Genomic DNA, 13,495 nt, shown 5'->3' with positions numbered 1-13,495 from the left:
CGCAGCCCGTTACTTCGGCGTCAGCTCGCGGGACTGGCTACCTGGTTGCCGCATCGATGCGCCGGACACCCGGTGCGACGGCGCGAAAAGCCGCAATCCGCTTGCGACGCTCGCGGCGCCTGCGAACACTGCGCCGGCGCTGAGCGCGAGCGTCGGACCGTGGCGGCCCGCAACGCTGAAGCTCAACGCTACCAGCGCCGCGCCGGTGGTTTGTCCGAGGAGCCGCGCGGTCGCCACAATCCCGCTTGCGCCTCCCGCGCGCTCGGGCGGCGCGCTGGCCAGCAGCGCCTTCAGATTCGGTGACTGGAAAAATCCGAAGCCTGCGCCGCACACCGCCATCCGTATGGCGATGTCGAGGACGTGCGGATGCGACGGCAACAGCGCAAGCGATGCCATCCCCGCACTGAGTACCGCAAGACCAATCCCGCCGAGCAGGCCGGGCGGATAGCGGTCCGACAGCCGCCCGGCAATCGGCGCGGCGAGCGCAACGACCACCGGCCACGGCGTCATCAGAAAGCCTGTCTCGACCTGGCTGCGATGCAGCACATCCTCGAAGTAAAACGGCAGCGACACAAACGCGAGCCCCTGCGCGGCGAACGAGCACACGGCGGTCACCGCCGATAGCGCAAACACCGGCAGCCTGAACAGATCGACGGGCAGCATCGGTGCGGGGTGACCCGCCTCACGGCGCATCAGTAGCAGGCCGAATACCAGCGCGATGCCAGCGGCGCCCAGCACGACCTGCGTCGGCGCCCGCTGCGCCGCTTCGCCCAGCGCGAAGATCAGCGCCGCGAATGTGATCACGTTGAGGAGCGCGGCGATGGGGTCGAACTGATGGCTGCCGCGTGTCGTCTGCGGCAGCGCGGGCAACGCGAATGCGAGGGCGATCACGCCGAGCGGGACGTTGATCGCGAAGAGCCACGGCCACGATGCCACCGACAGAATCAGCGACGCCACCGTCGGCCCCACAGCGAACGACACACCGACCACCAGCGCATTGAGCCCGACACCGCGTCCGAGACGATGTGGCGGATACAGAAAGCGGATCAGCGCCGTGTTGACGCTCATGATCGCGCTCGCGCCGAGCCCCTGCAGGATGCGCGCGGCGGTGAGCATCGGCAGCGTCGAAACGACTGAGCAAGCCAGCGACGCGACCGTAAACACCACCAGCCCGCCGATGTAGATACGGCGATGGCCGATGATGTCGCCGAGCGCGGCGAGCGGCAGCAGCGTCGCCACCACCGCGAGCTGATAGGCGTTGATGATCCAGACCGACGCGGCGGGTGCTGCGTGAAGGTCGGCCGCGATGGCGGGCAGGGCGGTGTTGGCGATTGCAGTGTCGAGGGTCGCGAGCGCGACGGCGAGCATGATGGCTGCCATCGCGCGGCGGTCGCTGGGCGACATCGGCGCGTCGTCGCGGCGCGCGTAGCCGGGAATAGGGGTGTGGTCGGACAAAGCCTGGCTCGTTGATATTTGCGAGAGGTTTTTCGTCGGCCCGACAGTATTTTTGCGGTCGCCGGGTCACGAATTCAGCGATTGTTACAGACGCGCCGAAATCGTGCAGGGTAGGGTCTGCGAGCGAAGGTTTTTGAAAGGCTTTTGAAGCCGCTAAAGAACGCAACTAACGGTCAAGCCGGCGCCGCACCCGCGAGCACCAGGGCAGGTGACATAAAACAGGCGCAAACTCGCCAGAGCGCCTGCAGACGGCGCGGCGCGAGTGTCCCACGCAGGCGGCGGCTTCAGGAAAACGAAGCCATCAGGATCGAGAGTTTTCGGAGATGTGCCTTGAACGCCTCTGCCGTTTCACGGTCATGACTCGTCGTGAGGTGCGGCGCTTCGGCAAGTTCGATCTGCGCCTGGAATTCATCGGCGATCCTGCGCCGCTCGTCGGGCGGCAATGAGCGGATGAGGGAGACCAGCAGGAGTTCCTGGGCATGGAACATGCCGAGCATTGTCTGAACGTTCATGGTGGTTCTCCATGGACCCGGCTGTAGCGAGCGCGTGCGCGTCGTTTGCGGCCTTCGGCGCGTCTCACGCGCCTTTTCATGTTAGTGCACGGGACACCGCGCATCGTCCCCTGTGCACTGGATTCGTGCGAAGACGGACTACAGCGGTTCATCGCAGCAGGCGGACAGGCGGATTGCCCTATCACCCGCCGCTATGACGTGAAGCCGCAAAATGTCCTACTCTGCATATTTAACCGCCTGACCGGCACGCGCCATTCCGCCCACCGACCGCGCGGCCGGTGCGCGCCACAGGGCCCAACCCGGAGGCTTCGATGACAGCCGTGGATCTGGAATTCGACCAGCTCAACAGTACCGTCGACGCGCTACGGCGCTCCATCTCCAACCGTCTGATGTACGGCGTCGGCAAGGACGCCGTCACGGCGCGCCCGCAAGACTGGCTGCACGCCGCGGCGCTGGCCGTGCGCGACCGTCTTGTCGCGCGCTGGATGCATACCACGCGTCTTCAGTATGAACAGGACGTGAAGCGCGTCTACTACCTGTCGATGGAATTCCTGATCGGCCGCACGTTTACGAACGCGTTGCTTGCGCTGGGCATCTATGACCAGGTGAAGGAGGCGCTCGCTGATCTCGGCGTCGATATGGAAGCGCTGACCGATCTCGAACCGGACGCGGCGCTCGGCAACGGCGGCCTTGGGCGGCTCGCGGCCTGTTTCCTCGACTCGATGGCGACACTCGGCATCCCGGGCTTCGGCTACGGCATCCGCTACGAGTACGGCATGTTCCGGCAGCAGATCGTCGATGGCGAGCAGCTCGAAACGCCTGACTACTGGCTGCGTGCCGGCAATCCGTGGGAATTCCCGCGCCCGGAAGTGAAGTACATGGTGCACTTCGGCGGACGCACGGTGGAGCGCGACGGCCACATCGAATGGATCGAGACCGAGCACGTCAACGCGATGGCGTATGACACGGTGATCCCGGGTTATGCGACGAGCGCCACCAATACGCTGCGGCTGTGGTCCGCGCGCGCCACCGAAGAACTCGACCTGTCGGCATTCAACCGTGGCGACTACCGGCGCGCGGTCGAAGCGAAAGAGCACTCAGAGAACGTGTCGCGCCTGCTGTATCCGGACGACTCGACGCCCGCGGGCCGCGAACTGCGTTTGCGGCAGGAATACTTTTTCGTGTCGGCGACGATGCAGGACCTGATCCGCCGCTATCAGCGCACGCACAGCACGTTCGGCCGCTTCGCGGAAAAGGTGGCTGTGCATCTGAACGATACGCATCCGGTGCTTGCCATTCCCGAACTGATGCGTTTGCTCGTCGACGTGCATCACGTGCCCTGGGACAAGGCGTGGAAGAACATCCAGACGATGTTCTCGTACACGAACCATACGTTGATGCCGGAGGCTCTCGAAACGTGGGACGTGGAAATGCTCGCGCGGCTGTTGCCGCGTCACCTCGAGATCATCTTCGAGATCAACGCGGATTTTCTGAAGCACGTCAGCGAACACTCGGGGCACGATGCCGAAATGATCCGGCGCATTTCGCTCGTCGACGAGTACGGTCAGCGGCGCGTGCGGATGGCCCACCTCGCCATCGTCGCGAGCCACAAGGTGAACGGCGTCTCGAAGTTGCATTCGCAACTGATGACGCGTCACATCTTCGCGGACTTCGCGAGCATGTTTCCGGAGCGCTTCACCAACGTCACCAATGGCATTACGCCACGCCGCTGGCTCGCGCAGGCGAGCCCGTCGATGTCGTCACTGATCGACGCGCAGATCGGCACGCACTGGCGCCGCGATCTGTTCGACCTCGCGAAGCTGCGCCAATTGCGCACGGACGACGCGTTCGTTGACGCGTTTCATGAGGCGAAGCGGCAGAACAAGCTGCGCCTCGCGCAACGGCTCGCGCATGCGACGGGGGTGTCGTTCGACCCCGACGCGCTCTTCGATCTGCAGGTCAAACGCATTCACGAATACAAGCGGCAGCTGTTGAACGTGCTGCACGTGATCGTCCGCTACAACCAGATTCGCGCTCATCCGGAGCGCGACTGGGTGCCGCGCGTGGTGATGTTTGCCGGCAAGGCAGCGTCGGCATACCGGATGGCGAAGACGATCATCAAGCTGATCAACGATGTCGGCGCGAAGGTCAACAGCGATCCGCTGATCGGCGATCGCCTGAAGGTGGTGTTCGTGCCGAACTATGGCGTGAGCGTCGCGGAGCTGATCATTCCCGCGGCCGATCTGTCCGAGCAGATCTCGATGGCGGGCACCGAGGCGTCCGGCACTGGCAACATGAAGCTGGCGTTGAACGGCGCGCTGACGATCGGCACGATGGATGGCGCGAACATCGAAATCTGCGATGCGGTGGGACGCGAGAACATCTTCATCTTCGGCCACACCGCCGACGAGGTGGACGATCTGCGGGCCCAGGGTTACCGCCCGCGGCACCTTTACGAGACAAATCCGGAACTGCACGTAGCGCTCGACCAGATCCGCACGGGGTTCTTTTCGCCGGACGATCCGCTGCGGTTCTCGGATATTTTCCACACGCTGGTCGACTGGGGCGATCACTACATGGTGCTCGCCGATTTTGCGGCCTTTGCTCAAGCGCAAAACGCCGTCGATGAACGCTTCCGCGACCGGCGGGCATGGACTGAAAGTGCGATCGAAAACGTCGCGGGAATGGGCCAGTTTTCATCGGACCGCACGATCGCCGAGTATGCCCACGATATCTGGCACGTGAAGCCGCTGACCATGCCGTGAGTGGCGGCAGGGAGGCGGGCCGCAGCGCTCTCGCCGCCTCCCCGCTCATGCGAATGACACGCAGAGAGCGCTCAGCCGCCCAGCGCCTCGACCGGCTGTGCTGCACGCAGGCCGAGCTGGCCGTTTGCGAAATCGAACAGGATGTCGATTTTCTGCAGCGCCATCAGTCCGACCACGATGCGGTTCTGACCGGACTTCGCCTTCACGATGGTGACCTGCGCGCCGTCAAAGCGATGCGCCCATGAGCCGACGCCCAGCGCCACATTGTAGTTGCCCTGTGCAAGTACCTTGCCTTCGTTGTCGTCAGGTGTCCAGCTGGGCGCCTGGTCCGTCTCGACGCGGATCATCGCCGCGCCGCCCGTCGCGAAGACCACCGGCGCGCAGAAACGCATCCTGTCGCCGATCTGCACGCAACCGGCCGGCCATTGCCGTGTGCTCTTGCCGCCTGACGTCGTCGATGTCATCGGCGTCATCGTGAAACCGCTGGTGATGGTTTTCGATGGACTCAGCAGCAGCCAGGGACGCGCGAGATTCGCATGCACCAGATAGCGCTGGCCGACGTTGCCCGGCAACGCGCGTAGCGGTTGCGTGCAGCAAGCGTCGCCGGGCAGTTCCGCACCGATGCCCGCCATGCCGGAGAATGCCCAGCCGAACTCGCCGGTGTAGCCGTCTATCGCGACGCAGCCTCTTGCATACGGCAGACAGCGCACGTCGTCCACAGCTTGCGCCGTGACGTCGACGGGTTTCCCTCCGACAAAGCCAACCGGCAGCGTGACGAGCGCCCCGGAAACCTGCGCGCCATTTGCCAGCGCGATTGAGGTTCTACCACCCGCACCGGGATAGCCCGCGCGCGGCAAAACCGACGACAGCACGCGCACGCCCTGCGTGCCGCTATCGAGCATCAGGTAGACGGGTTTGCCGTCGATCTGAATGGGCAAGCCCAGTCTCGATTGACCGCCGTCGGTCCGTTCGACATGTAACGGAACCAGCACGCCGTCACTCCCGCCGTTCAGCAGGGTCGCCGCGGGCGCGGGTGGAGTGGGCGCGGTAATCGTCGTCGAGCAGCCGTCTAATGCAAGGCTGGCGACGCATGCCAACGTGAAGACAGCCACGAGGTGGCTGCGCAGAAAAGACACAAACATGGATTCCTACTCCGCGGTAAGCGTTGCGCGCGCACGCAGCAGCGAGGCGCCCGGTGACGATGTACGCGAAGCAGCCACGACCCTGGCTAGCCGTGGTAGCGCTCGCCTGTGGCAGCGCAGGCGGGATACGGACGCGATGACCGGGAGCCGTCGGTGCCGCGTTCGACGGAACGCGGGATGACAGGGGCACCCACTCTACGTGCCCGGTCAGTCGAGGTTGCAAATATGTGTAAAGAGACGGTCAGGCTTGTCGAGGCCGACGCAGCACGGTCGAAACGGCGCGTCCGATGGTCGCCTGATGGAGCGAGGAGGTGAGGGCGGAGATGACGTCGTCGAGCGAGCGCGACGTGACTTCGATGCGGAAGGTGGTGCGCTCATTCGTGCGGTCGACGGTGACGACGTAGAGGCGCAGATCGTCGCCGAGCGCGCCGTGCAGCGCGCGCCGGCTTGCCGCGGACGAAGTGCCTGGAACGGTCACATCGATCGTGACGAGCGAAACGACTTCATGTGTCCGGCGTGAGGGGTTGACGGGTCGGACGTTGCGCGGCGAGCGCGGCGTTTGCGGGACGAGGGCAGAGGCAGGAGCAGGAGCGGTGGACTGGAGCATCGTTGGGTCGCCGGCAGTTGCTTGCCGGTGCGCGCTGTTGGTACGTGACCACTGTAGCGATGCGGATCTCAACTCCGTGCAAAAGCTCGCGTGTTGAAGGTTAATTTTGTGTTAACGACTGGGTACGCGCGGCCACGATGTCACGCTTCGGGTTTCGTCGCTGGCTTGACGCCGTGCGTCTGCATCGCGGCTTTGGCCTGCAGCACCATCTGTTCCACACGCTCGACGAAGTCGCGTTCGATACTGGACAGCGCTTCGCGATCGCCGTTCGCGGTTTCGACGATCAGACGGTGCGTGATGTCCTGGGTGAACCATGAGAGTGCGCCGACCACGATCAACATCACGCCGCACACGAGTCCCGCGGCCGAGCCAAAGGCGCCGCCCACGATCGCGCCGGCGAGACCGGCGAGCGAGATGACGAGCGGCACGGTCCGGTTCTTCTGAACGGTTTCGACGCGCACGTTCTGGATCTCGCGCAGCGCGAAGACCTGGCCGGCCGCGGAGAGGGAGTTGCGCGTCACCGAGACGCCGCGTTCGTTGAAAGGGAGTTCCATCGATTCGATTGCAAACTTGGGAAAGATCGCAGGGTACCAGAACGGCCCGTCGTGCAGGAAGAGGCGGGGGGACGCAGCATCGCGGTGATGAACGAACGACCGTCGTCGCCGGGACGATTTCCGACACGCAGGAAAATGCGGTAGCGGCCAGAAACGATAAACGCCCCCGCAGGGGCGTTTATCGTTTTCTGCATCATCCAGTTCCCGAGCCTTGCAGCCCGGGCGCTGAAATCAAACCACGATCAGAACTTGTGACGCATACCGAGACGGAATGCGAGCTGGTTCTGCGAGCCCGTACCCGACGTGCTGAAGTAGCTCGTGCTCGAGCCGATCTGTGCCTGGTTCGCGACGCCGCCGTTCGAGCCCGAAGCGTCCTGATAGATCGCCAGTGCATACAGGTCGGTCCGCTTGCTGAGCGCGTAGTCGACGCTTGCATTGACCTGGTTCCAGTGGCCGGTCTTCGCGTTCGACAGGTGCATGTAGGTGTAGCCGAGGCCAGCCGTCAGCGCCGGCGTGAACGCGTACTTGCCGCCTGCTTCATACGCAGCGAACGTCGTCGACGCGCCCGTGATCGCCTCGAGACGGGTGTTCGTCCACAGCGCCCACAGCGTGGCAGGTCCAACCAGATAACGGCCGCCGACACCATACGAACGCAGGTCACGGATGGTGCCCGGATTGATGTTCGAAATGTTGGTGGTGAACGGTTGTGTGCCGCCGCCCGATTGGCCCGGATAGCGGATGTCGGTGTAGGCAGCGCCGAGGCCGAACGGACCCATCGCATAGTTCGCGCCGAAGCTGTAGGCGCGCGACGAACCTGCCGTCGTGCCCACTGCCGGCGCGCCGGCGAACGCGCCAGCCTGGTTCGAGAAGCCGTACATGGCGCCGAACGTGAAGCCGGCGAAGTTCGCGCTGTTGAACTTGACCGAGTTGTTGATACGGCTCGACGTCAGCTGGTCGATGTCGTTGATGTGGTAGGCGTAGTTGCCCGCGACCGTCTGACCACCGGTCGAGTAGTTCGAACCGAGGTAGTCGGTGTTGAACGAGTACTGACGACCCATCGTGAACGAACCGATACCGTCCTTCGTCAGGCCAACGAATGCCTGGCGGCCGAACAGCGTGCTGTTCTGGCCCATTGCGCCGGTGCCGCTGTTAAAGCCGCTTTCGAGCAAAAAGATGGCCTTCAGACCACCACCGAGATCTTCCGTGCCGCGCAGGCCCCAACGGCTGCCCTGGGATACGCCGTCGTCATACTTGAAGAGGTTGTCGCTGCCGCCCGATGCATTCTTCGAGTGGTTCACATAGCTGAGACCTGTATCGATGAGGCCATACAACGTGACGCTGCTTTGAGCGTGGGCGGCGCCCGCAAACGAGGCTAGAAGAGCGGTGGTCAAAACTTTCTTGTTCAAAACATTCTCCGATTAAAAGGAAGCGATCGACGCGTCCAGCTCTCTGGCAGATCGCGCGACGGCCGCAAATTTAAGGGAGCGATACGAAAGGAATGTGACAGGTAAGCTATTTTGTCGAGGTGTCGCATTCATGCGACACCTCGGCGTGTTCGTTGTGGTGATCCGGCGGACCGCCTGCACATATGCTGTGCGCGCACGCACGAATATGCGTATGAAAAATGATTGGTTATTGCCGCGTGCGCAGCATGCGACGATTCGCGTCCATCACTGACCTGACTCGCGGAGACCTCGTGCAACGCAGAACACTCATCAAGACTTTCCTCGCCATTGCCGCGGCGGGCGCTATGCTCACGACAACGTTTGCGCACGCCGATAACAACGTCATCAAGGTCGGCACCATGAGCGGCCCCGATGCGCAGATCTGGTCGGTCGTCACGAAAGTGGCGGCGCGCGAAGGGCTGACCGTCAAGGTGATCGAATTCAACGATTATGTGCAGCCGAACGCAGCGCTCGATGCCGGCGATCTCGAAGCCAACGGCTTTCAGCATCAGCCGTTTCTCGACAGCCAGATCCGGCAGCGCGGCTACAGGATCGTGAACGTCGGCCTCACCTACACGTCGCCGATGGGCTTCTATTCGAAGAGGGTGAAGTCGCTCAAGGATTTGCCGGAAGGCGCGAAGGTCGGCATTCAGAACGATCCGTCGAACGGCAATCGCGCGTTGCTGCTGTTGCAGAAGTACGGCGTGATCAAGCTGAAGCCGGGCGTCGGCGTGAACGGCGTCAACGCGACGCCGCTCGACGTGGCTGAGAATCCGAAGAAGATCAAGCTTGTCGAACTCGATGCCGCGCAACTGCCCCGTGCGCTGGATGACCTCGACGCGGCCTCGATCAATACCGACTATGCGGTCAAAGCCGGCCTTCAGCCGACGAGGGACGCCATCGCCATCGAAGACCTGAAGGGCCCGTATGCCAATCTGATCGCCGTGCGCGAACAGGATCGCAACAAGCCGTGGGTGAAGAAACTCGTCGCGGCGTATGAATCGGACGATGTGCGCAAGTTCATCGATACGCAGTTCAAGGGCGCGATTATTCCGGCGTTCTGAAGCGCTGGCTTGCTAAAGACGCGCTCTCGACTCTCGTTGAAGCCCTGTTTGCCTCCAGGCAAACAGGGCTTTCTCCAGGGTAGCGGAAAAGCGCTTACGTCGACAGCAACGCCCCCGTGCGATACGCCTTCGCACCGGCGACGCGCGCCACTTCCAGTCCGGCTGTCGCGAAGCGTGCCGAGTGCCGCGCATACAGCACGCCGGCCACGGTGTTCTTCACGGTCACCACCTGATCGGTCAGTGGATCGACGATATCGGCGATCTCGGTGCCCGCATCGACCCACGCTCCAACCTGCGCCTCGGGCCGGAACACCACGACTCCGCTGACCGGCGCGACGAGCGGCTCGTTGCCGGCAAGCGGCGTGGCCGCGAATTCGAGCGGCGGCTGTTCGGCGGCCGTGCCCTCGATCACGCCACGGTGCGTCAGATATTCGACGATCGCCTGGGCGTCGCGCTCCGCGAGTTCGTGCGATACGTCCCGCTGGCCACGCAGTTCGATTGTCACGGAAACCGAGCCGTTCGGAATCGGGAAGCGTTGGCCGTAACGGCTGCGCAGATCCGACCAGATGAAGCTGTGGATCTCGTCGAACGGATTACCGACGGAATCCACCGCAAGCAGCGACGCCTTCGAATCCAGATAGCGCGCGAGCGGCTCGACCTCGGGCCAGATGTCCGGGTTCGTATAGATGTGCATCGCGGCTTCCCAGTCGCAATGCAGATCCAGTACGACGTCGGCATCGTATGACAGCTTCTGCAGCGCAAGGCGCTGCGATTCCAGTTCGTTCTTCGGCGTCTGGGCGTCCAGACCTTCGCGCATCGCCTGGCGGATGGCCTGACGGTTCCGGTCGATATCGCCGGTAAGACGGCCTTCGATGACCGGCTGCACGAGTCCGGCCAGATCGTAGAAGTTGCGGTTGAAGTTCTGTCCGCTGTTCGATTCGAAGCGGCCCGCCAGATGGCTGTGCATGTGCTGGTTCAGGCCGATCGGATTCGCCACCGGCACGACGACGATCTCGCCGCGCACCTTGCCGGCGGCTTCGAGCGCGGCCAGCTTGCGGCGCAGCGCGAACGACACCAGCATGCCGGGCAGTTCGTCAGCATGCAGCGACGACTGGATGTAGATTTTCTGTCCTCCGCCGGAACCGTAGTGGAAACTCGTCAGGTTGCGCGCGGTGCCGAGCGTCGGGGAAATCAGCGGATGGGTCTGGGTTTGCATGGTTCTTCAGAGGCCGCAAGCCGGGGCTGGCGACCTTTTCTGGTTGGTTGCAGGGTGAAACTGGCGGAAAGGCGGAGCGAAACTCACTGTCCCGCCGTTCGGGCGATACAGGCTCGCGTACCGCGAATCATTCGATCTTAGCCGATCTGGCTGCCGGCAGAGGTTTTGTCGAGCGGGGCGCGGAAAGCAAAGCGCGCCGCGGGCCCGGGCGCGTGAAAACAAAACGGGCCCCGCATGCGGGGCCCGTCAGTACAACTCCGGCTGGCGCGTCGCAAGACGCGCCATGCTGGATCAGCCGCCGTACACGTCGAAGTCGAAGTACTTCTTCTCGAGCTTCTTGTAGGTGCCGTCCTTGATGATGTCAGCGATCGCCTTGTCGACCTTCGCCTTCAGATCCGTGTCTTCCTTGCGCATACCGATGCCAGCGCCGTTGCCGAGGATCTTCGGATCGTTCAGATCCTTGCCCACGAACTGGAAGCCCGCGCCACGCGGCGTCTTCAGGAAGCCGATGTCAGCCTGAACTGCATCCTGCAGGGCGGCGTCCAGACGACCCGACAGCAGGTCGGCATAGACCTGGTCCTGGTTCTGGTACGGCACGACCTTGGCGCCCTTCGGCTCCCAGTAGGTCTTCGCGTACGTTTCCTGGATCGTGCCCTGTTCGACGCCAACCGACTTGCCAGCCAGCGATTCCGCCGTCGGCAGGATGTTCGAGCCCTTCTTGGCGACGAGGCGCGTCGGCGTGTTGAACAGCTTGTCCGAGAAGGCGATCTGTTCAGCACGTTGCGGCGTCATCGACATCGACGACAGCACGCCGTCGAACTTCTTCGCCTTCAGTGCCGGGATCATGCCGTCGAAGTCGTTTTCCACCCACACGCACTTCGCACCGACGCGCTTGCAGATTTCGTTGCCGAGATCGATGTCGAAGCCGACCAGTTTGCCGTCGGAGCCTTTCGATTCAAACGGGGGATAGCTGGCATCGACGCCGAAACGGATCGTCGACCAGTCTTTAGCGTGTGCGCCGATCGATACGGTGGCAAGCAGGGCAACCGTCAAAGCCGCTAGCAGTTTTTTCACTGTGTTCTACTCCTCGGAGTGGTTCGAATTGCTTCGCATCAGGTTTTGCCTGTGCGAAGCGTTGCCCGGCGCGATTTACGACCGGGCGTGGTTTTCGTCTGCCGGCCGGCGGCCAGCAGCGCGCGCCAAGCTTACCAAAACAAAAAAATCCGGAAGCTAGTGAAACACCGGATAGCAAACGTGCATGCGCCTGTTGGGGCGGCTTGCGTTTTGTTGGACAGATTTTTAGAGGGTAAATGAAAGCTGATTGATAGTATTTCGCGGTAAATGGGGGCCGGCGTGAAACCCCCCGGCGCCAAAGGCCCACCGGGTTGCGCGGCCGGTTTGTCAGGTCGTGGTTCGCCTCGCGAGAGGGTGACAGGCGCGTGGCCGGCGTCGATTCTGGCTGCCACGTGCCTGTCACGAGGTTCGGGCGGGTTTTATTCGAGGCCACCCTCTATTGTGTTTGTCGGCGCGTCGTGGGTGACCCCGCCAAGGGCCGCTGTTCCCAGCGGCCCTTTTGACTAGACGATGCGCTGGCCTTCGCGGTACGTGGCGCGTGGCACCGGGAGGGCGTCGTGCATCGTCACACGCACGAAGTCGGCGCGCAGGCCGGGCTCGATCGCGCCGCGGTCGTGCAGTCCTGCCGTGCGCGCCGGCTCCGACGACACCGTCGACATCGCACGCGGCAGCGACCAGCCGGCCTTGTCGACCAGTTCGAAGGCGGCAGTCAGCAGGCTCGAAGGCACGTAGTCGGACGACAGGATGTCGAGCAGATTCGCCTGCGCCAGTTCGAGCGCCGACACATTGCCCGAGTGCGAGCCGCCGCGCACGATGTTCGGTGCGCCCATGATCGTCGAGATGCCATGTTTGTGCGCGGCTTCGGCTGCGATGCGCGTGGTCGGGAATTCCGCGAGCACGATGCCTTCCGCTGCCGCCTGTTCGACGTGTTCGACAAGGGTGTCGTCATGGCTCGCCACCGGCACGCCGAGCGTGGCGCAGCGCGCGACGATCTCGCGCCGGTGCCTGTCGGCGTAGCGCTGCTGTTCTTCGGCAAGCTCGGTGAGCGCGGCGGCTGCGTGCTCATCGGTCCACTTGCCGTGCCGTTCCTGAAAGCGTCGCCACTGCTCGCGATCGTGCCATTGCCGCTGGCCCGGCGTGTGATCCATCACCGAGGCGAGCCGCAACAACGGATGCGCGCACAATGCGTCGAACACTTCGACTACATCGGACGTGGCGATTTCGCAGCGCAGATGCAGAAAATGCTCGGCGCGCAGCAACCTGCGCTCCGAAAAGCGTGCAAGCGCCTGTGCGCATTGCGTCTGCGTGTCGCGGCCGCGCAGGCCGACGTTCGAGCGCGAGCCGATCGCGAGCGCATCGAACACGGTCGTGATGCCGGATGCCGCGACCTGGGCGTCGTGAATCACGAACGCGGCGTCGGTGTTCCATTGCACGCCGGGGCGCGGCACGAGATGCTTCTCCAGGTTGTCAGTGTGCAGCTCGATCAAACCCGGCAGCAGATAGTCGCCGTCCCAGTCTTCGGCTTCGCGCGCCGACGTGGTGCCGGGCGCGAGGTCCTGGATCTTGCCATCCACGATCCGCACGACACCGAGAAAGGTTTCGTTCCGCGTCACGATGCGGGCGTTCCTGATCAACATCGGTAGGCTCCGTGATTCTTCAAT

Annotated in this window: 11 protein-coding genes; 2 read left to right on the top strand and 9 right to left on the bottom strand. The window is 63.4% G+C overall.

The annotated features are described in order from the left end of the window. Positions 1-9: 9 nt before the first annotated feature. Both P3T23_RS10765 and P3T23_RS10760 read right to left on the bottom strand, forming a co-directional pair. On the bottom strand, positions 10-1,404 hold the full coding sequence (locus P3T23_RS10765; protein ID WP_429316239.1) for an MFS transporter: 1,395 nt from the start codon (positions 1,402-1,404) through the stop codon (positions 10-12). Between the two features lie 335 nt (positions 1,405-1,739). Further along, positions 1,740-1,967 carry a hypothetical protein gene (locus tag P3T23_RS10760; RefSeq protein ID WP_133666437.1) on the bottom strand — a complete coding sequence of 76 codons (228 nt, stop codon included), beginning with the start codon at positions 1,965-1,967 and terminating at the stop codon, positions 1,740-1,742. Positions 1,968-2,278: 311 nt separating this feature from the next. Here P3T23_RS10760 and P3T23_RS10755 point away from each other — a divergent pair, with 311 nt between their 5' ends. After that, positions 2,279-4,732: a glycogen/starch/alpha-glucan phosphorylase gene (locus P3T23_RS10755; RefSeq protein ID WP_429316133.1), complete on the top strand. Its 2,454-nt coding sequence runs from the start codon at positions 2,279-2,281 to the stop codon at positions 4,730-4,732. A gap of 71 nt (positions 4,733-4,803) precedes the next feature. Here the strand turns inward: P3T23_RS10755 and P3T23_RS10750 are convergent, their stop codons facing one another. From P3T23_RS10750 to P3T23_RS10735, 4 genes are all read right to left on the bottom strand, one after another. Continuing rightward, the gene (locus P3T23_RS10750) at positions 4,804-5,874 is read right to left on the bottom strand and encodes a hypothetical protein (protein ID WP_429316132.1); all 1,071 of its coding nucleotides are present in this window, start codon (positions 5,872-5,874) and stop codon (positions 4,804-4,806) included. Positions 5,875-6,115: 241 nt separating this feature from the next. Further along, on the bottom strand, positions 6,116-6,481 hold the full coding sequence (locus P3T23_RS10745; protein WP_429316131.1) for a hypothetical protein: 366 nt from the start codon (positions 6,479-6,481) through the stop codon (positions 6,116-6,118). A gap of 140 nt (positions 6,482-6,621) precedes the next feature. Further along, a complete protein-coding gene (locus tag P3T23_RS10740) occupies positions 6,622-7,035 on the bottom strand; it encodes a DUF6232 family protein (RefSeq protein ID WP_429316130.1) in 414 nt (137 codons plus the stop codon). Between the two features lie 242 nt (positions 7,036-7,277). Next, complete coding sequence (locus tag P3T23_RS10735; protein WP_429316129.1) at positions 7,278-8,441, bottom strand: porin; 1,164 nt, start codon at positions 8,439-8,441, stop codon at positions 7,278-7,280. A 245-nt stretch (positions 8,442-8,686) separates the two neighbouring features. Between P3T23_RS10735 and P3T23_RS10730 the strand changes: the two genes are divergently transcribed. Continuing rightward, a complete protein-coding gene (locus tag P3T23_RS10730; protein WP_429316128.1) occupies positions 8,687-9,544 on the top strand; it encodes a MetQ/NlpA family ABC transporter substrate-binding protein in 858 nt (285 codons plus the stop codon). Between the two features lie 94 nt (positions 9,545-9,638). Here P3T23_RS10730 and P3T23_RS10725 read toward each other — a convergent pair whose 3' ends face one another. The 3 genes from P3T23_RS10725 to P3T23_RS10715 all read right to left on the bottom strand — a co-directional run bounded on the left by P3T23_RS10725 (position 9,639) and on the right by P3T23_RS10715 (position 13,495). Then, positions 9,639-10,760 (bottom strand): M14 family metallopeptidase, encoded by a 1,122-nt coding sequence (locus P3T23_RS10725; protein ID WP_429316127.1) that lies wholly within the window; start codon positions 10,758-10,760, stop codon positions 9,639-9,641. A 291-nt stretch (positions 10,761-11,051) separates the two neighbouring features. Then, positions 11,052-11,834 carry an ABC transporter substrate-binding protein gene (locus P3T23_RS10720; RefSeq protein ID WP_429316126.1) on the bottom strand — a complete coding sequence of 261 codons (783 nt, stop codon included), beginning with the start codon at positions 11,832-11,834 and terminating at the stop codon, positions 11,052-11,054. 503 nt (positions 11,835-12,337) lie between these two features. Continuing rightward, positions 12,338-13,495 carry an alpha-D-ribose 1-methylphosphonate 5-triphosphate diphosphatase gene (locus tag P3T23_RS10715; protein WP_429316238.1) on the bottom strand — a complete coding sequence of 386 codons (1,158 nt, stop codon included), beginning with the start codon at positions 13,493-13,495 and terminating at the stop codon, positions 12,338-12,340.

This window comes from Paraburkholderia sp. GAS448 (assembly GCF_050435685.1).
Lineage (GTDB): Bacteria > Pseudomonadota > Gammaproteobacteria > Burkholderiales > Burkholderiaceae > Paraburkholderia.
Note: the sequence above shows the minus strand (reverse complement) of the source record. Positions and strands in the feature narration are given on the sequence as shown.